Origin of the sequence: Actinoplanes flavus, assembly GCF_017592555.1 — a bacterium.
GTDB lineage: Bacteria > Actinomycetota > Actinomycetes > Mycobacteriales > Micromonosporaceae > Actinoplanes > Actinoplanes flavus.
The window spans coordinates 36,445-55,075 of record NZ_JAGFNS010000028.1 but is presented as its reverse complement, the minus strand read 5'-3'; the positions used below and the strand labels follow the sequence as shown (position 1 = coordinate 55,075).

Genomic DNA, 18,631 nt, shown 5'->3' with positions numbered 1-18,631 from the left:
GCCTACTCCGGCCTGTGCCGCGCCCGCCGGGCGTAGATCGGTTGGACACCCCGCACGTGCTGCCGCTCGCGCTGGGTGGGTGGTCACGCATACCGCGAAGGAGTGGAGCCGCGACCGCGAAAGATCTCTAGTCGGTGGGCGAAGCACCCAGCTGGGCGAGCGGTGCGGGGGCCCCGAACAGGTAGCCCTGGCCAAGGGGGCAGCCCAGCTCCTCCAGGGCCGCGGACCGTTCGGCGGTCTCCAGGCCCTCGGCCACGACGGTGATGCCGAGTTCGGCGCAGATGGACAGCACCGACCGGCACAGTGCGCCGGAACGATCCGAGGTGCTGGACACGTCGGTCAGGGTGGAGTCGAGTTTGACGATGTCGACCGGGATGGCGTGTAGCTGGGCCAGGGCGTTGAAGCCGCTGCCGAAATCGTCCAACGCCACCCGTACGCCCAAGGCTCTGAGCCGGCCCACGACGGCGGCCGCACGGGGCAGATCGGGGATGCGCAGCGTCTCGGTGATCTCGATGACCAGGCGGGCGGCCGGCACGCCGTGCCGGGCCAGCGCGGCGGCCACCGCGTCCTCCAGGCCCTGCTGGCCGATCCGGCCGGCGGAGACGTTGACGTGCAGGTCGATCGGGCGGCCGAAACGTTCGGCCAGGACGGCGGCGTCGGCGCACGCCCGGTCCAGGACGAAGTCGTCGATGGCGGCGACCAGGCCGGTGCGTTCGGCCATCGTGACGAAGACGTCGGGGTGGACCGGGCCGGCCACCGGGTCGGTCCAGCGGGCGAGCGCCTCCACCGCGACGGTCGCGCTGTCGCCGAGCCGCACGATCGGCTGGTAGTGGACCTCGAACCCGGCTTCGGCCGGGCTGCCGCCGTCGGCGAGAGCGCCCGCCAGCAGTTGGGGCAGGTCGGCGTTGGGGCCGGAGTCGCGGCGTCCGGTGTAGCGGATGAGGGCGCCCTTGCCGCGGCGCTTGACCGCGTACATCGCGGCGTCGGCGCGGCGCAGCAGCAGGTCGGCCGAGAGCCGATCGCCCGGCTCCGCCGCGACCAGGCCGATGCTGACGCCGACGCCGACTGAGCGGCCGTCGATGACGTACGGCTCCCGCAGCGCGGCCAGCAGCCGTTGCCCGATCGCCTCGGCCTCCGCGGCCCAATTCTCCCCCGAGGACGCGGAAGGAGAGGAGGGAGCGGAGGGTCCCGAGAGCGCGGAAGGAGAGGAAGGAACGGAAGGCCCCGACGGCACGGAAGAAGCGGAAGGCCCCGACGGCGCGGAAGGAACGGAAGGCCCCGACGGCGCGGAAGGAACGGAAGGCCCCGAGGACGCGGAAGGAGAGGAAGAAGCAGAAAGCCCCGACGGCACGGAAGAAGCGGAAGGCCCCGAGGACGCGGAAGGAACGGAGGGCCCCGGGGCGCCGGAGGATGCGGGAACGGCCGGCGGACCGCCGTTGGGCTGGTGGGAGGCGGGCCGGCGCGACGACGGGACGTGCGGCAGGACGGGGTCGGCGGCGCGCGCGGGCCGCCCGTCCACGGAACGGCCGAGCGGCTGATCGGGGGGTCCGGGAGCGTTCGTCACCCGTACCCCCGCGGCGGAGAGGATGTAGCGACGGCCTCGCGCCGCCGCACCCCAGCGGGACCGGAGACGGCGTCGCGGCACGGGCGCGGGCTGGGGCGCCTGGTCGAGAACGACCGCGAACTCGTCGCCGCCCAGCCGGGCCACCAGGTCCTGCGAGCGCACGCAGGCCCGCATCCGCTCGCCGATGGCGTGCAGCACCCGGTCGCCCATGGCGTGCCCGAACGTGTCGTTGATGAGTTTGAAGTCGTCGAGGTCGGCGAAGAGGACGGCGACCGGCGCCCCGTGCTGGTGGTGGGCGTCGATGGCGAGAACCAGGCGTTCCCGGAACAGCGCGCGGTTGGCCAGGCCGGTGAGCGGGTCGTGGTAGGCCTGATGGTGCAACCGCCGCTGGCTTTCCGCGACCCGGTCGAACAGGACGGTGTTGTCCACGATGGTGATCATCTGCCGGGTCACCACGAGGGCCAGCCCGAGCCAGCCGAGGTAGGCCTCGAACGGCGTGAGCCCGCTGCCCGCCACCGTTCCCGCCACCAGCACCAGCCCGGTCACCAGCACCGGCCCGTACGGGAGAAGCAGCCGGAACCAATCCCGCTGGAGCGGTTCGGCGGCCGGCCGGACGGGCGCCGGACGGCCGGGGCTGAGGGCGGCCAGCGCGATGAACGCCGGCCCCAGCAGGTACCCGGCGTTCTCCAGCCAGCTCATGCCGCCGTCGAGAAGCCAGCCCATGCCGCCGTCGAGGAGCCAGGGATTGCCGCCGTCGAGGAGCCGGATCGTGTCGGCCGTGCCGAAGGCGACGAGCGCCACACCGACGAGCCGCAGCGGCCGCCGCCCGGCGGGCGAGTCGGGCCGGGTGGTGAGCAGCAGCACCACCATGGTGAGCAGGATCAGGTCGGCGATGACGTAGCCGAGCAGGGCCGTGCCGGTCAGGTCGCCGAGCGGGTCGCCGGGAATGACCGACCAGACCAGGGCGAGCACCGAGCCGGTGATCAGCACGCTGTCGATGACGAGGGCGATCTGGTCGCGCAGCGGTGACATCGGCACCGGCCGCGGCCGGGTGTGCACGGCGCCGAGCAGGCCGAGCAGCATGCAGGCGGGCAGCACCAGGTAGCCGAGGCCGTACACGGCCGGCGGCGGGTCGCCGAGCGTCCACCACAGCCGGGTGAGTGTCCAGACGACCAGTCCGGCCGCGGCGAACAGCCGCCACTGGCGCGGGAAGCCGGTCCGGCCGCGGCCGACGGCGAGACACACCGCGGCCGCGACGACTCCGGCGGTCAGCTGCGCCGTGGCGGTGAAGTGGCGCGGGGCGCCGAGGACGAGTTCACCGAACGCGACCAGGCCCAGGATCAGCGCCGTGGTGATGACTGCCACGAGTGCCACCTTCGACGAGCCACCTTCGGACAGGGGAGCGGGTCAGTCCCCGGCTGTCACGTCGGCGACGACCACCGTCACATTGTCCGGCCCACCGCCACGGAGCGCGAGATCGATGAGACGCTCTGCGCACGACTTGGGATCCTGGACAGTGCGCAGTTCCTCTTCGAGGACCGGGTCGGGCACCACACCGGTGAGCCCGTCGCTGCACAGGAGCCAGCGGTCGCCCGCCTGCGGCTCGACGATGACGTAGGCCGGGGTCACCGGCTCGCCCTGGAGAACCCGGGTGACGACGGCCCGCCGCGGATGGGCGGCCGCCTCCTCGGGCTTGATCAGGCCCTGGTCGACGAGCATCTGGACGTACGTGTCGTCCTTGGTGAGCTGGTTGAGGCGGCCGTCGCGCAACAGGTACGCCCGGGAGTCGCCGACGTGGGCCATGGCGGCCCGCTCGCCGTTGAAGAGGACCGCCGTCAGCGTGGTGCCCATGCCGGCGAGGGAGGGGTCGGCGGCCACCTGTTCGGCGATCCGGCCGTTGGCCAACTCCAGCCCGCGGTGCAGGGCGTCCATCTGATGCTCGGTGTCGATCGGGGTGTCGAGCGAGACCATGGCTTCGATGGCGATCCGGCTGGCCAGATCGCCGGCGGCCATGCCGCCCATGCCGTCCGCGACGACGAGAAGCCGATCACCGGCGTAGTGACAGTCCTCGTTGTTGCTCCGGACGTGTCCTTGGTCGGTCACGGCCGCCCACCGGAGGTGCAAGGTCATGGCGTGCAGCCTGCCAGGTCGGCGCCAGCCTGTCTGCACGTGGTGGGCGGCATGTCGCACATGTCGTTGCTGAAAATACACTCAACCCCGCTCAAGCGGGCGCCCGAGGCATCGCGGATCGATTTCGGTGACGGTGCGTGTCGGCGCGATCCACTGGAGTGCCGATGCCTCGACCGGCCATCCGCGGACGGTGACGCCGCTCTCCGGCGGCTGCGCCGCCTGCGGGCAGAGGGTCTTGGAGCGGACCTCGCCGTTCGGGATGAAGATCACCTCGCCGGTGGGCTGGAGCATGGTGGTGGAGGTGTCGTCGACCGCGATCAGCTGGCCGCGGACGACCTTGACCGGCTCCTTCTCCGGGGTCACCTCGACGGCGCTGTCCGGCAGCACCGGGGCGCGCAGGAAGACGACGCCGACCACGAACGGCATGGCGAAGGCCGCCGCCACGGCGGGCCAGTGGGTGGAGATCCGGGCCCATCGCTCCGGCACCGGGCCGGTCAGGAGAGGACCGAAGAACGGGGGTACGGCGAGGAGCACCGCGGTCGCCCACTCCCCGGCACGGACCGCCGCGACCACTCCCGGCCAGACGAAGAGCCAGACCAGGATCCCGGTGAGGACCGGTACGCCGAGGGTGAGCCACCACATCAGCCACGGCTCCCCCGGCTCGCCCTGTACCGCGGTGAGCCCGAGCACGGCGACGATCAGCATCATGAGCAGCGGCAGCATCCGCAGTTGCCAGGTGAAGGCGGCGATCCCGGCGGCGATGACCACCACCCAGCCGGGCATCCGCAGCGCGGTCACGGCGAGGAACGAGTTGGCGGTCCGCCCCGGAACGCTGACCAGCAGGATGCCGCCGAGCACCCGGACCAGCAGGATGGCGGCCGGGATGGTCCAGCTCAGCGTGATGAACAGCGCCCCGATCATGCCGAGCGGGTTGATGTACTGCACGAGCAGCAGCATGGTGGGCAGGTCCTGCCGGCTGAGGTACCACAACCGCAGCACGAGCAGCAGCAGCGGGAAGCCGGGCAGCATGGCGAGCAGCCAGTTCAGTTCGGCGCGGTAGCTCTGCCGGGGCAGCGGCCGCTCCTTGCTGACGGCGCCGGTGTGAATCTCGATCTCGCTCATCCGAGCGGGTCCTCCCACGGCAGCCAGCGCACGTCGGGCCGCTCGACCCGAGGCTGATGGGCCGCGGCGATCGGGGTGCCGCCGTTCGCGGCCACCTCGACCTGGAAGTTGCGGTCGAAGGCCTCTTCCCAGCGGCTGTCCTTGGGATCCGCCCAGGACCGGTAGAGGGTGAGGTCGACGAGCTCTTTCAGGGCGAGGTTCTCACCGACGTTGACGCCCCAGCGCTCGGTAGCATCCAGGCCCAGATCGAAATGATCGTATTTTTCGGGATATCTGTGCTTCCATCCGGCGAGGATCGCGGCGTCGGTGCTGATCGCCTCCACCTGACGACTGTCCAGCAGCGCGAAGCACTCCCGCACCCGGTTCTTCCGGATCACGATGGCCTTGAAATCCTCGAGCGCGGACTGGCTGGTCGAGGTGGACAGGCTGCAGACCTTCCTACCCGCCAGATCTTTCAGCGCGGCGACCGGCGAGTGGCCCTTCAGGGTCAGGACGGACTGCTCGGTGTCGAGGTATCCCTGCGAGAAGGTCACCCCGGCCATGTCCTCACGTGTCTGGGTGATGCTGTAACTGGCGATCACCATGTGCACGGGCACCCGCTCGCCGCCGACCGGGTCGTCGGCCTGCATCCGAGCCCGATCCTCGCTCTCCATGCCGTAGAACTGCACGTCCTCCCGGCGGAACCCGAGATCCTCCGCGATCATGTAGGCGATGTCGATGTCGAAACCGGACCACCGCTTCTCGACGGGGTCGTAGTAGGCCGTACCGAATTGGTCGTCTTTGACTCCGATGGCGAGCGAGGGCCACGTGTCGACCCCGGCCTGTTCCCTGAGCTCGGCCACGGTAGGTGGCCCGCCCACGAACAGCCGCCCCAACGTCACCGCGATGGTGATCACGATCAGCAGCCCCAGCCCAGCGAGCCGCCACGCCTTCAGCCGGTACTCCCGGTCGACCACGATCGCGCTCTCGACCTCGGTGATGACCTCCTCGATCACCTCCTGCTGGGCGAGCGTCTGCGAGGCGATCTCCTCGGCGGTCGGCTCCGGCTGCCCCGGCGCCGGGGGCGGCGGGGTGCGCAGCAGCAGCCGGACCAGCTCCGGCGCCATCTGCAACTGCCGTGGCAGCCGCCACTGCTGGCCCGGCTGCTGGCCCGGCGGCCTGTCGGTGTCCCCCATCGGCCCGTCCCTTCGCGCTCCCTGACGAGTCATGGTGCACGACGAGGTCAGGGAACGGGGTCCCCGGTACCGAACGGGACACCGGGACGGCACCGGGCGAGCCGGCCCGCGGTGAGCCGCAGCCCGGCCCGCAGCCCGTGCCGGTCGATGGCCTGCAACGCGTAGGCGCTGCACGTGGGCGTGTACCGGCAGCGGGTGGGCAGCTTCGGCGAGACCTTCCGGTAGCCGTGGATCGCGCCGACCACGACGCGCTCGGAACGGGAAGCCGGAATCAGGACGGCGGACAGCCGCACCATGGTGCTCAGCGAGAAGCAGTCACAGCCGGGGATGTCACAGTCACAGGCCGGGTTGCACGAGTCCCACCAGTGGGACTTCTTCTTCCGCGATTTCCGCACGCTCACGAGCACATGATGACGGACCGGGGCACGTCAGCGAACCGAGACGACGGCGGCGCTCTCCGGCGGCAGGACGAGCCGGTCCCGTTCGACGACCACGCCGGGCGAGGTGGCCAGCAGCACCGATCGGGGCAGCGCCCGCACGCTGACCGTCTGGGGTGTGTCCGCCAGGTTGGCGGCCACCACGTTGGGCCCGCGGCGGATCACCACGTGCCGGTCGCCGTGCCAGACCTCGACCCGGTGCAGCCACGGGTCGGTGAGGCCGGGGGTGCTCCGGCGCAGCCGGATCAGTTTCCGGTACAGCTCCAGGATCTCGGCGTGGCCGGCTTTCTGGGGTTCGGACCAGTCGAGTTTGGAGCGCTCGAAAGTGGCCGGGTCCTGGGGGTCGGGCACGTCGGCCTCGGCCCAGCCGTGCCGGGCGAACTCCCTACGCCGCCCGTTCCGCACGGCGGCGGCCAGGTCGGGCTCCGGGTGACTGGTGAAGTATTGCCAGGGGCTGCTGGCCGCCCACTCCTCGCCCATGAAGAGCATCGGCGTGAACGGTGAGGTGAGCAGCAGGGTGGCGGCCACCTTCAGCAGGCCGGGCGAGAGGGTGGCGGTGAGCCGGTCGCCGATCGCCCGGTTGCCGATCTGGTCGTGGTTCTGCAGGAAGGTGACGAACCGGTGCCCGGGGGTGCGCTGCCGGTCGACCGGGCGGCCGTGTCTGCGGCCGCGGAACGACGACCAGGTGCCGGCGTGGAAGAACGCGCCGGTGAGCACCGTGCGCAGACAGTCGAGCGATCCGAAGTCCTCGTAGTAGCCTTGGCGCTCGCCGGTGAGCAGGGTGTGCAGCGCGTGGTGCACGTCGTCGTCCCACTGCGCGTGCAGCCCGAACCCGCCCGCCTCACGCGGGGTGATCAGTTTGGGGTCGTTGAGGTCGGACTCGGCGATCAGCGACAGCGGCCGCCGCAGCTCGGTGGCGAGCGTCTCGACCTCGACCGCCATCTCCTCGAGCAGGTGCACGGCGCCCTCGTCGTGCAGCGCGTGCACGGCGTCCAGCCGCAGACCGTCGACGTGGTAGTCGCGCAGCCACATCAGCACGCTGTCGATGATGTAGCGGCGCACGTGGCCGGAGCCCGGCCCGTCCAGGTTGACCGCGCTGCCCCAGGGGTTGCTGGCGCTGCTCAGATAGGGGGCGAACATCGGCGCGTACGCCCCGGAGGGGCCGAAGTGGTTGTAGACGACGTCCAGCACGATGCCGAGGCCCCGGGCGTGCGCGGCGTCGACGAGACGTTTCAGGCCGTCGGGTCCCCCGTACGCCTCGTGTGGCGCGAACCAGCAGACCCCGTCGTAGCCCCAGTTACGGATGCCGTTGAAGGCGTTGACCGGCAGCAGCTCGACCAGGTCGACACCGAGGTCGACGAGGTGGTCCAGCCGCTCGATCGCCGCGTCGAACGTGCCCTCCGGCGTGAACGTGCCGACGTGCAGCTCGTAGAGCACCGAGCCGGGCAGCTGCCGGCCGGTCCACGCCTGGTCGGTCCAGGGGAAGGCGGAGTGGTCGTAGAGCCGGCTCAGGCCGTGCACCCCGTCCGGCTGCCAGGGCGACCGCGGGTCCGGCAGCGGCTGCTCCCGCTCGTCCAGGAGGAAGCCGTAGCGGGCGTCGGCGGGGGCCGGCACGTCGGCCCGCCACCAGCCGTCCTCGCCGGCCTCCATGGCGTGGTCGTGGTCGCCGAGACGCAGGGTGACCTGCTTCTCCGGTGCCCATACCTCGAAGACAGTCATTCCTTCACCAGGAGAGCGACGGGATAGGTGTGCAACAGCTCGGCCACTGGCAGGCGACTCCCACCGTAGCTGGTATTCGTGAACACTTCCGTCCAACTGTGACCGTCCAGTGACAGGCTGGTGTCCCCCCAACTGCCGTGCCGTGACAATCCGATCGGCAGCCGGGTGGCCACCGCGACCACGCCGCCGCGGTCGAAGGCGACCGCGTGATGACCGGCCCGCCCTTCGGCGTAGACCGGCCGGTAGGAGGTGAACAGCTCGGGCCGCTGCCGGCGCAGCCGCAGCACCCGGCTGGTGACCAGGAGCTTGGCCGCGCCGGTCGCGTCCACCGGCGGCAGCCAGCCGTCGTCGATGCGGTTGAGCAGGGCGCGGCGTTCGGCGAAGTCGACCGGCCGCCGGTTGTCCGGGTCGACCAGCGAGTGGTCCCACAGTTCGGTGCCCTGGTAGACGTCCGGCACCCCGGGCATGCTGAGCTGGAGGAGCTTCTGGCCGAGCGAGTTGGACCAGCCGGGCGGGGTGATGGAGGCGGCGAAGTCGGCGACCTCACGGTGCAGGGCCGGGTCGTCGTAGATGCGGTCGACCATCTGCCGCAGGGCGGTCTCGAAGGACTCGTCGGGGTGCAGCCAGGAGGTTCCGGTCCCGGCTTCACGGGCGGCCTTCCGGGCGTACGCCTGAAGTCGCTCCCGGGAGATCGGCCAGGCGCCCACCGTGACCTGCCAGATCAGATGGGCCAGCGACGGGTCCGGGAGCGGAGCGAACCGGACCCACCGGCGCACCACCTCGGTCCAGTCGCCGGGCACCTCGGCGAGGACCGCGAGGCGGGCCCGCACGTCCTCACCGCGTTTGGTGTCGTGGGTGGCCAGCGAGGTCATCGAGCCGGGCCACTCCTGCCAGCGCTCCCAGGCGGCCTCGTGGAACTCGTCGGGGGTGGAGCCGAACCGGGCCGGGTCGCTGCCCACCTCGTTGCGGGCCACGAACCGGGTCCACCGGTAGAACGCGTTGTCCTCCACGCCCTTGGCCATCACCGCGCCGGTGAACTGCTGGAACCGGATGGCGAGTTCGTCGGCGGGGTTGCGCAGGCGAGCGGTGACCTGGTCGAGCGCGCTGATCAGGTGGGGCCGGCGACGGCCCGCCTCGGACCGGGCCTGGGCCAGGTACCGGGATCCGGCCGGCAGGTAGGAGCGGTAGACCGGAAAGCAGGCGGCCAGCTCGGCGAGGGCCCGGGGAGCGTCCTCGACCGTCGGCGCCAGATCGGCCAGACGGGCCAGCTCGGCGGCCAGGGACCCGGTGGCGACCGCGTACTTGGCCTGATGGACCAGGTCCTGCCAGGAGGTGGTGACACCGGTCAGGTGGTGGTCCAGGGTGTCGAAGAAGGCCTCCGTGCCGGTGTCCACGAAGACGCCGTTCACCAGGCACATCGCGTCGTAGCCGGTGCTGCCGTCGACCGGCCAGGCGGGGAGTTTCTCGCCCGGCTCGAGGATCTTCTCGATCACGATCCAGGCGTCCGGGGCGGCCTCCCGCAGCCGGGCGAGGTATCCGGCGGGGTCCCGCAGCCCGTCCGGGTGGTCGACCCGGATGCCCTGCGCGATGCCCTCCCGGTACCAGCGCAGGATCTCGCTGTGGGTGGCGTCGAAGACCTCCGGGTCGTCGACGCGCAGACCGGCCAGGTCGGTGATGGCGAAGAAGCGGCGGTAGTTCAGCTCGGTGTCGCCGCGGGTCCAGTTGACCAGCTCGTAGTGCTGCCGGTCGTGGATCTCCCGTGGCGTGCCGTCGCCGGTGCCGTCGGCGATCGGGAACCGCTTGTCGAAGTACCGCAGCTCGCCGTCCTCGGCGCGCAGGTCGTCGAGGGCGTCCGGGGAGTCGGCCAGCACCGGGATCAGGAGCCGGCCGCGCGACCAGTCGATGTCGTAGAAATGCGCGAAGTCCGACTTCTGGCCGCGGCGAAGGATGTCCCACCACGTGGGGTTCAGATGCGGGACGGCGATCCCCGCGTGGTTGGGCACGATGTCGACGACCAGGCCGAGACCGGCCTCCCGCAGCGCCCGGCTGAGACCCAGCAGCGCCTCCTCACCGCCCAGGGCCGGGTTCACCGACGAGTGGTCGACCACGTCGTAGCCGTGTTCCGAGCCGGGCGCCGCGGTCAGCAGCGGGGCCGAGTAGAGGTGGCTCACCCCGAGATCGGCGAGATAGTCGACGATCTCGATGGTGGACGGGAGGGGGAAATCGGGACGGACCTGAACGCGATAGGTACTGCTCGGCCTGTTGTCGGGCATCACACCGTCCTGTCCAGCACGATGAGGGACCGATCCGGCACCCAGATCTTGTGCCCAGCCTCCACGACGGCCGGACGGTGCGGGGACGGATCAGCGGTTTCGATGACCTTCTCCCACTTCTCCCCGTACTCGGCGGGAGGAGTGGTGAACTCGAGCGGCGCGTCGTGCGCGTTGAAGAAGAGCAGGAACGAGCTGTCCACGTGACGCTGGCCGTACTGGCCGCGCTCCCGGATGCCCTCGCCGTTGACGAAGAGCGCCACCGCCCGGCCGAAGTCGTTGCCCCAGTCGTCGCCGGCCATCTGCCGGCCGTCCGGGGTGAACCACTCCAGGTCGGGCAGCGGATCGCCGCCGCCGCGGGCGGTCACCGGCAGGCCGGTGAAGAACCGGCGGCGCTGGAAGACCTGGTGCCGGTGCCGGAACGCGGTCACCTTGCGGGTGAACTCCAGCAGCTGCTCGTCGGCGTTCTCCCAGTCGATCCAGCTCAGCTCGGTGTCCTGGCAGTACGCGTTGTTGTTGCCCTGCTGGGTGCGGCCCAGCTCGTCACCGTGGGAGATCATCGGCACGCCCTGGCTGAGCATCAGCGTGGCCAGGAAGTTGCGCCGTTGCCGGGCCCGCAGCGCCAGGACGTTCTCGTCCTTGGTGGGGCCCTCGATGCCACAGTTCCAGGACCGGTTGTGACTCTCGCCGTCCCGGTTGTCCTCGCCGTTGGCCTGGTTGTGCTTGTCGTTGTAGGTCACCAGGTCGTTGAGGGTGAACCCGTCGTGCGCCGTCACGAAGTTGATCGAGTGGAAGGGTTTGCGGCCGTCGTCCTGGTAGAGGTCGGCCGAGCCGGTGATCCGGGACGCGAACTCGGCCAGGGTGGCCGGCTCGCCGCGCCAGAAGTCGCGGACCGTGTCCCGGTACTTGCCGTTCCACTCGGTCCAGTTCGGCGGGAAGTTGCCGACCTGGTAGCCGCCCGGGCCGACGTCCCACGGCTCGGCGATCAGCTTCACCTGACCGACCACCGGATCCTGCTGCACCACCTCGAAGAACGTCGACAGCCGGTCGACGTCGTAGAACTCACGGGCCAGCGTCGAGGCGAGGTCGAACCGGAAGCCGTCGACGTGCATCTCGGTGACCCAGTACCGCAACGAGTCCATGATCAGCTGGAGGCTCTGCGGGCTGCGCACGTTCAGGCTGTTACCCGTACCGGTGTAGTCCATGTAGAACTGGGGCTGATCGTCCACCAGCCGGTAATAGGTCCGGTTGTCGATGCCCTTCAGCGACAGCGTCGGGCCCAGGTGGTTGCCCTCGGCCGTGTGGTTGTAGACGACGTCGAGGATGACCTCCATGCCGGCCGCGTGCAGCGCCTTCACCATGCCGCGGAACTCCTGGGTCTGCTGCCCGAGGGAGCCCATCGCCGAATAGCCGTGGTACGGCGCGAAGAACCCCAGCGTGTTGTAACCCCAGTAGTTGCGAAGCCCCAGGTCGTGGAGCCGGTTGTCGTGCACGAACTGGTGGACCGGCATCAGCTCGACCGCGGTCACGCCGAGGCTCTTCAGGTGCTCGATGATCGCCGGGTGGCCGATCGCCGAGTAGGTGCCGCGCATGTCCCGTGGGATGTCCGGGTGCCGCTGGGTGAGCCCCTTGACGTGGGTCTCGTAGATGACCGAGTGGTGGTACGGGATGTCCGGCCGCCGGTCGTTGCCCCAGTCGAAGTACGGGTTCACCACCACGCCCTTGGGCATGTACGGCGCCGAGTCCAGATCCGACATCTGGTCCGGGTTGTCGAAGTCGTACGCGTACAGCGACGGATGCCAGTCGATGTCCGAGTCCACCGCCCGCGCGTACGGGTCGAGGAGCAGTTTGTGCGGATTGCACCGGAGCCCGCGATGTGGCTCGTAGGGTCCGTAGACGCGGTACCCGTACCGTTGCCCCGGCTCCACCCCGGGAAGGTACGCGTGCCAGACGAAAGCGTCCTGCTCGTGGAGCTGGACCTTCCGCTCGTTGCCGGCGGGGTCGAACAGACAGAGTTCGACCGCCTCGGCCACCTCGGAGAAGATCGCGAAGTTCGTGCCCGTCCCGTCGTAGGTAGCGCCCAGCGGGTACCGGTGACCAGGCCAGACCTGCATAATCGTGCTCCCGCCCCTCGGCCGTCCGTATGATCGCGGTCGGCGGCGTCTGCATGCCCATCCGTGGGACCGGCTAACCCTGCGCGGCCGCGTCAGAGGTCATTCTCGCGGACTTCACTGCTAACGTCGGCCCGACTGTCCGGTTAGCCACTGATATCTCCCCGTCCGGGGGTTTGGGTCATCGTGCCGCACAATGATCAGATCACTTTCGGGCCGCAGGTCTGCGGTTCCGTCTCCGCCGAGGCCGGTGGCGGCCGGGAATGGCTGGTCACCGACGGTCTTGGCGGTTACGCGGCGGGGACGGTCAGCGGCCTGCGCACCCGCCGCCGGCACGCCCTGCTGGTGACCTCCGGTCATGTCGCGCTCGCCGCGCTCGATCTCACCGTGACGCTGCCCTCCGGGGCCAAGGTCCCGCTGTTCACCCACGAGTGGGCGTCCGGCGCGACCGACCCGGCCGGGCACACCCACCTGGAGGTGTTCCGGCTGGTCGACGGGCTGCCCCGGTGGCGCTGGCGGATCGGCGACGTGGTGGTCGAGCGGGAGCTGGCGATGCGGCACGGCCATCCGTCGCTGGCCGTGGCGTACCGGGTGGTCAGCGCGCCCGGCCCGATCGGCCTGGCGGTCGCCGCGATGTGCACCTGGCGGACCGAGGGCACCTCCCGCCGGGCGACCGGCCCGGCGCTGTCCGTGGAGCCGGTCGCCGACGGCGTGATCGTCGACGGCGCCTACCGGCTGCACGGTCCCGGCTGGCAGCCCGCCGGGCTCTGGCACATCGGCGTGCACACCCGCGAGGACGGCGCGGACGACGACCTCTGGCACGCCGGCACCTTCTTCCGGCAGGCCGGTCCGGGCCAGTCGGTGGAGATCTCGGCGTGGGCCGGCCCGCTCGGCGAGACACCGCCACCCGCGCCGGTGGTCATCGCCGCGGAGCGCGAGCGCGCCCATCGCCTGGTCACCCTGTCCAAGGCCGAGGGGTACGGGGAAGCGCTGGTCCTCGCCGCCGACCGCTTCGTCATCCGCACCCCGGACGGGCCCGACGTGGTCGCCGGCTATCCGGGGCAGGGCCGCTGGGCCGGCGACACGATGATCGCCTACGAGGGGCTGTTCCTCGACACCGCCCGCTTCGACGAGGGCCGTGAGCTGCTGATCTGGCGTACCCGGGCGGCGGCCGACGAGCCGTCCGGGCCGGCCGCCCCATGGCTGCGGCACGACCCGCTGGACGCTCCGCTGTGGCTGGTGCACGCGGTGGACCGGCACGTCTCGCGGACCGGCGACGGGGCCCTGGCCGCCAAGCTGGCCGTCCCGCTCGGCCGGCTCCTGCGGCACCGCCTGGGCGGGTCCGGCCCGCTCAGCATCGACCCGGCCGACGGGCTGCTGCGGCTCACCGCCCCGCCCGGCGATCCCGGCGACCTCCCGGCCGTACCCCGGGTCGGCAAGCCCGTGGAGATCAACGCGCTGTGGGTGAACGCCCTGGCCGCGATGTGTGACCTGCTCGGCGAGACCGGCCGCGACGACGCCGAGCCGCGGGCCCGGCTGCGGCTGGCGCGCGAGTCGTTCCAGGCCCGCTTCCCGGCGCCCGAGGGCTGGCTGTACGACGTGATCGAGGGCCCGGCCACCACCTACCCGCTCGGTGCGGGCGCCTACCACGACGACCCGTCGCTGCGGCCGAACCAGCTGCTCGCCTGGTCGCTGCCGCACGCCCCGATGCGCGGCCGGCCCGGCGGCGCGGTCCAGGCCGTGGGCGAGGCCCTGCTCACCCCGCTCGGCCTGCGCACCCTCGCCCCGTCCGAGTACGGCTACCAGAGCCGCCCGCCCGCCGAACCCGACCCGGCCTACCACCAGGGTGCGGTCTGGACGTGGCTGATCGGCCCGTACGCGGACGCCTGCGCGGCCACCGGCCTGCCGGTCGAGGACCTGCTCACCGGGCTCGCGGCCCATCTCGGCGAGGCGGGCGTCGGCTCGCTCGGCGACACCGCCGAGGGGGATTCGCCCCACCGGGCCACCGGCTGCCTTTTCTCCGCCCGATCGGTCGCCGAGGTGATACGAGTGAGACAGCGGTACCTGACGTGACCCGAGGGAGGTGGCACGGTGCCCCGCATCATGATGCTGAGCTGGGAGTACCCGCCACTGCTGGTGGGCGGGCTGGGCCGGCACGTGCACGCGCTCGCCACCACGCTCGCCCGGGCCGGGCATGAGGTCACGGTGGTCACCCGGTACACGCCGGGAACACTGCTGGAGGAGTACGCCGAGGGCGTCCGTGTGGTCCGCGCGCCGGACGACCCACCGGACTTCGAGGTGGCCGACGGGAACCTGCTGGCCTGGGCGGTCGCCTTCAACCACACGCTGACCCGGTCCGCGCTACGCGCCACCCGCAGCGGCCGGTACGACGTGGTGCACGCCCACGACTGGCTGGTGGCGCACGCCGCGATGACCGTGAGCGACCATCTGGACGTACCGCTGGTGGCCACCGTCCACGCCACCGAGTCGGGCCGTCACCAGGGCTGGCTCCCGGAGGCCCACAACCGCACCATCGACGACGTCGAACGCTGGCTGGCGACCGGCGCGGCCCGCACGATCGTCTGCTCGGCGTACATGAAACGCGAGGTCGGCCGCCTGTTCGGGGTGAAACCCGACCGTACCGACGTGGTCTTCAACGGGGTCGACGCGCTGCGCTGGCGGGCCCGGCCGCGCGCGGTGGCCGCCGCCCGCGCCCGGTACGCCGGTTCCGGGCCGCTGGTCAGCTGCGCCGGCCGGCTGGTCTACGAGAAGGGCGTGCAGCACCTGCTGTCCGCGGTGCCCGAGCTGCGGGACCGGTTTCCCGGCCTGCGGGTGGTGATCGCCGGCGACGGGCCGTACCGGGCCGAGCTGGAGGAACTCGCCGCCGGCCATCCGGAGGTGACGTTCGCCGGCTTCCTCGGCGGGCACGAGCTGACCGCGCTGATGGGCGCCTCCGACTGCTACGTGGTGCCGAGCATCTACGAGCCGTTCGGGATGGTGGCCCTGGAGGCGGCCGCCGCCGGCACCCCGGTCGCGGCCGCCGACACCGGTGGCCTCGCCGAGATCGTCGAGCACGGCGTGACCGGGGTGAAGTTCGCCCCGAACGACCCGGCCGCGCTGGCCTGGGCGGCCGGCTCGGTGCTGGCCGACCGCGAGTACGCCCGGGCCCTGGCGCTCCGCGCCCACCAGCGGGTCCACGAGGACTTCAACTGGCCGGCCATCGCGGCCCGCACCGTGGACGTCTACGAGCTGGCCCGCATCCAGGACGCCGGCCAGGTGACCCGCGAGGCGGAGAGCGTGCTGGCCCGCATCCCGTCCCCCACCGCCGCCCACTGCGGCAGTTGACCCCCCTCAGCCGGCCGGGTCAGCGGTGGGCGGCCGTGTAGACGGCGAGACCGGTGTGCGCGGCGGCGAGCAGCGGCACCGGCACGCCGTGCCGCTCCGCCTCGGCGACCAGGTCACCGACGATGGCGTCGCCCTCGACCGGCAGGCCCTGGATCAGATCGCGGTACATCGACGAGGTGGTCGGCTCGGTCGTGGCGATGGTCGCCTCCAGCATGGCTACCGCCCGGGGCCGCAGCGGATGCCCGGCGGCCGCCGCGACGGCGGCCGTCTCGGCGGCCAGCGCCGCCAGGAAGGCACGCCCGCCGGGGGCCGTGTTGATCGCCCCGATCGAGCCGCGCAGCAGGGTGGTGGCCGCCCCGAGAGTGGCCAGCAGGACCCACTTCTCCCACAGCTCCGCCACGATCGTGTTCGACGCCCGGGCGTCGAACCCGGCGCCGGTGAGGACGCCGGTGACCGCCGGGACACCCTCGTGGTCACCGTCCAGCGGGCCGAACGACAGCCGGTGCGGGCCGTTCATCCGGACCACGTCGCCGTCCTCGTCGAGCGTCGCGTGGATCATGCAGACGCCGCCCCAGGCGCGGTCGGCGCCGAAGCGCTGGACCAGGGTGCCGATGTGCCGCATGCCGTTGAGCAGCGGCACGATCACGGTGTGCCGGCCGATGCCGGGCGCGGCGCCGGACAGGGCGAGGTCCAGCGAGTAGCTCTTGACCGCGAGCAGGACCAGGTCGTAGACGCCGTCCGGCGCGGTGACGGTCCGCGGGCGCAGGACCATCTCGCCGTCCGGGTCCTTGATCCGCAGGCCGCGCTCGGCCAGCCGCCCGGCGCGGCCCGGCCGGACCAGGAAGGTGACGTCCCGTCCGGCCTGCGCGAGCCGGCCGCCGAAGTAGCCGCCGGTGGCCCCGGCGCCGACCACCAGGATCCTCATCCGAGCTGCTCGTCCTCGTAGCACCAGCGCCAGGACTCGCCGGGCTCGAAGGACCGCATCACCGGATGGCCCTCGGCGGCGTGGTGCGCCGACATGTGCCGCCGCGGCGACGAGTCACAGCAGGCAACCAGTCCGCAGCCCAGGCAGAGCCGCAGGTGCACCCAGTTCTGGAAGCCGGCGGCCACGCACTGGGGACAGCCCTCCGGGTAGGTGCTGAGCGGTGCCGCTTCCACCGCCTCCTTGAGATGCTGGCAGGTCAATCGTCACTCCGTTGCAGCTGGGACTCTTCCAGGTCGAGCTCTCGCTGGGCGCGGACCAGCACCTCCTCGGGGATCCGCCCCTCGTTCCGGGCGATCTTGAAGACGTGCCGTTCGGCACTGATCATCTCCCGCCGCAGCCGCCCGTACGCCGCCGACGGGGTTTCCCGCTCCTGACTGCCGAGCCGCTCCCACGCGTTGTTGCCACGGCTCTCCACCAGCCCGCGCAGCCGCTCCACCACCGACTCGGGCGCGCCGTCGGCGTGCTTCTCCAGCGCCTCCAGCGCGGCCCGGCCGGCCGCGTGCTGCACCCCGGCCTCGGCCAGCGCGTCCTCGGCGCTGCTGTCCTCGCGTACGCCGAGGCGGCGGGCCAGCCACGGCAGGGTGGTGCCCTGCACCAGCAGGGTGAGCACGATGATCGCGAAGGCCACGAACACGAACAGCTCGCGCGGATAGACCGGTACGCCGTCGACGCCCGGCTCCGGCAGCGTCTGCGCGGCGGCCAGGGTCACCACGCCGCGCATCCCGGCCCAGGCGATCACGGTCGGCACGGTCGCCGGCGGCCGGTCCTCCCGGTTGCGGATCCGCGGGATGAGCCGGGCCAGATAGGTGGCCGGGTAGATCCACAGGAAACGGATCGCCAGCAGCGCCCCGAACACCACGGCGGTGACCTTGACGGTGGTGGCCGTGTCGGTCTCGATGGCGCTGAGCACGTCGCGCAGTTGCAGGCCGACCAGGAGGAAGACCACGCCCTCCAGCAGGAAGACGATCAGCCGCCAGACCGCCTCCATCTGCAACCGGGAGGTGGGCGACAGCAGGTAGGGGATGCGGTGCCCGAGGTAGAGCCCGGCGATGACGACGGCCACCACGCTGGACGTGTGCAGGCTCTCCGCGACGATCACCACGACGAACGGGGTGAGCAGCGCCACCGCGTCGTCGAGCAGCGGGTCCTCGACCTTGCGGTGCAGCCACGCGGCCGCCACCGCGAACGCCAGGCCGATCAGCAGGCCGCCGCCGGCCGCGCGGCTCACCGCGAGGGTGATCTCCCAGAACCCGATCGCGGTGCCCATCAGCGCGCCGACCGAGACCCGCACCATGACCAGCGCGGTCGCGTCGTTGAGCAGGCTCTCGCCCTCGAGGATGGTGACGACCCGGCGCGGCAGTCCGACCCGGCGGGCGATCGCGGTCGCGGAGACCGCGTCCGGCGGGGCGACGATCGCCCCGAGCGCGACGCACGCGGCGAGCGGCACGGCGGGCAGAAGCAGATGTACGAGGAAGCCCACCACCAGCGCGGTCACCACCACCAGACCGACCGCCAGCAGCAGGATCGGGCGCAGGGCCAGCCGGAACGCGGGGACCGAGGTCTGCAGCGCCGCCACGTACAGCAGCGGGGGCAGGATCCCGATCAGCACCAGCTCCGGCTCCAGGTGCGCGTCCGGGAAGCCGGGCACGTAGGACAGGCCCAGTCCGACGACCAGCAGCACCAGCGGCGCCACGAAGCCCAGCCGGCGGGCCAGGGCCGCACCGACCACCGAGATCGCCACCAGGACGACCGTGTCGACGATGCTCTCCATGC

Annotated in this window: 13 protein-coding genes; 2 read left to right on the top strand and 11 right to left on the bottom strand. The window is 71.7% G+C overall.

Annotation, left to right across the window (positions count from 1 at the left end):
• Positions 1–127 precede the first annotated feature (127 nt).
• The 8 genes from J5X75_RS33295 to glgX form a co-directional block, all read right to left on the bottom strand.
• The gene (locus J5X75_RS33295) at positions 128–2,929 is read right to left on the bottom strand and encodes a putative bifunctional diguanylate cyclase/phosphodiesterase (protein ID WP_208471592.1); all 2,802 of its coding nucleotides are present in this window, start codon (positions 2,927–2,929) and stop codon (positions 128–130) included.
• Positions 2,930–2,971: 42 nt separating this feature from the next.
• The gene (locus J5X75_RS33290; RefSeq protein ID WP_208471591.1) at positions 2,972–3,694 is read right to left on the bottom strand and encodes a PP2C family protein-serine/threonine phosphatase; all 723 of its coding nucleotides are present in this window, start codon (positions 3,692–3,694) and stop codon (positions 2,972–2,974) included.
• Between the two features lie 81 nt (positions 3,695–3,775).
• On the bottom strand, positions 3,776–4,816 hold the full coding sequence (locus J5X75_RS33285) for a hypothetical protein (protein WP_208471590.1): 1,041 nt from the start codon (positions 4,814–4,816) through the stop codon (positions 3,776–3,778).
• Positions 4,813–5,991, bottom strand: coding sequence for a transporter substrate-binding domain-containing protein (locus tag J5X75_RS33280; protein WP_238490408.1), 1,179 nt, complete (start codon positions 5,989–5,991; stop codon positions 4,813–4,815). The genes J5X75_RS33285 and J5X75_RS33280 overlap by 4 nt, the downstream gene beginning before the upstream one ends.
• A 47-nt stretch (positions 5,992–6,038) precedes the next feature.
• Complete coding sequence (gene yidD, locus J5X75_RS33275; protein ID WP_307798420.1) at positions 6,039–6,392, bottom strand: membrane protein insertion efficiency factor YidD; 354 nt, start codon at positions 6,390–6,392, stop codon at positions 6,039–6,041.
• A gap of 27 nt (positions 6,393–6,419) precedes the next feature.
• On the bottom strand, positions 6,420–8,147 hold the full coding sequence (gene treZ / locus J5X75_RS33270; protein WP_208471589.1) for a malto-oligosyltrehalose trehalohydrolase: 1,728 nt from the start codon (positions 8,145–8,147) through the stop codon (positions 6,420–6,422).
• Positions 8,144–10,420, bottom strand: coding sequence for a malto-oligosyltrehalose synthase (treY, locus tag J5X75_RS33265; RefSeq protein ID WP_208471588.1), 2,277 nt, complete (start codon positions 10,418–10,420; stop codon positions 8,144–8,146). The genes treZ and treY overlap by 4 nt, the downstream gene beginning before the upstream one ends.
• Positions 10,420–12,531 (bottom strand): glycogen debranching protein GlgX, encoded by a 2,112-nt coding sequence (glgX, locus tag J5X75_RS33260; RefSeq protein ID WP_208471587.1) that lies wholly within the window; start codon positions 12,529–12,531, stop codon positions 10,420–10,422. The genes treY and glgX overlap by 1 nt, the downstream gene beginning before the upstream one ends.
• A gap of 183 nt (positions 12,532–12,714) precedes the next feature.
• Between glgX and J5X75_RS33255 the strand changes: the two genes are divergently transcribed.
• Complete coding sequence (locus J5X75_RS33255; RefSeq protein ID WP_208471586.1) at positions 12,715–14,601, top strand: amylo-alpha-1,6-glucosidase; 1,887 nt, start codon at positions 12,715–12,717, stop codon at positions 14,599–14,601.
• Positions 14,602–14,631: 30 nt separating this feature from the next.
• The gene (locus tag J5X75_RS33250) at positions 14,632–15,873 is read left to right on the top strand and encodes a glycosyltransferase family 4 protein (protein WP_238490422.1); all 1,242 of its coding nucleotides are present in this window, start codon (positions 14,632–14,634) and stop codon (positions 15,871–15,873) included.
• A gap of 19 nt (positions 15,874–15,892) precedes the next feature.
• Here the strand turns inward: J5X75_RS33250 and J5X75_RS33245 are convergent, their stop codons facing one another.
• Genes J5X75_RS33245 through J5X75_RS33235 form a run of 3 tightly spaced genes read right to left on the bottom strand, consistent with a single transcriptional unit; the run spans position 15,893 to position 18,629 of the window.
• A complete protein-coding gene (locus tag J5X75_RS33245) occupies positions 15,893–16,798 on the bottom strand; it encodes a ketopantoate reductase family protein (RefSeq protein ID WP_208471585.1) in 906 nt (301 codons plus the stop codon).
• On the bottom strand, positions 16,795–17,058 hold the full coding sequence (locus J5X75_RS33240) for a UBP-type zinc finger domain-containing protein (RefSeq protein ID WP_208471584.1): 264 nt from the start codon (positions 17,056–17,058) through the stop codon (positions 16,795–16,797). The genes J5X75_RS33245 and J5X75_RS33240 overlap by 4 nt, the downstream gene beginning before the upstream one ends.
• A complete protein-coding gene (locus tag J5X75_RS33235) occupies positions 17,055–18,629 on the bottom strand; it encodes a Na+/H+ antiporter (protein ID WP_208471583.1) in 1,575 nt (524 codons plus the stop codon). Before J5X75_RS33235 ends, J5X75_RS33240 begins: the two co-directional genes overlap by 4 nt.
• Positions 18,630–18,631 lie beyond the last annotated feature (2 nt).

Coding starts and splice junctions, on each gene's coding strand:
- J5X75_RS33290 (WP_208471591.1), bottom strand. CDS start 3,694: ATGACCTTGCACCTCCGGTGGGCGGCCGTGACCGACCAAGGACACGTC.
- J5X75_RS33285 (WP_208471590.1), bottom strand. CDS start 4,816: ATGAGCGAGATCGAGATTCACACCGGCGCCGTCAGCAAGGAGCGGCCG.
- J5X75_RS33280 (WP_238490408.1), bottom strand. CDS start 5,991: ATGGGGGACACCGACAGGCCGCCGGGCCAGCAGCCGGGCCAGCAGTGG.
- treZ (WP_208471589.1), bottom strand. CDS start 8,147: ATGACTGTCTTCGAGGTATGGGCACCGGAGAAGCAGGTCACCCTGCGT.
- treY (WP_208471588.1), bottom strand. CDS start 10,420: ATGCCCGACAACAGGCCGAGCAGTACCTATCGCGTTCAGGTCCGTCCC.
- glgX (WP_208471587.1), bottom strand. CDS start 12,531: ATGCAGGTCTGGCCTGGTCACCGGTACCCGCTGGGCGCTACCTACGAC.
- J5X75_RS33250 (WP_238490422.1), top strand. CDS start 14,632: ATGATGCTGAGCTGGGAGTACCCGCCACTGCTGGTGGGCGGGCTGGGC.
- J5X75_RS33245 (WP_208471585.1), bottom strand. CDS start 16,798: ATGAGGATCCTGGTGGTCGGCGCCGGGGCCACCGGCGGCTACTTCGGC.
- J5X75_RS33235 (WP_208471583.1), bottom strand. CDS start 18,629: ATGGAGAGCATCGTCGACACGGTCGTCCTGGTGGCGATCTCGGTGGTC.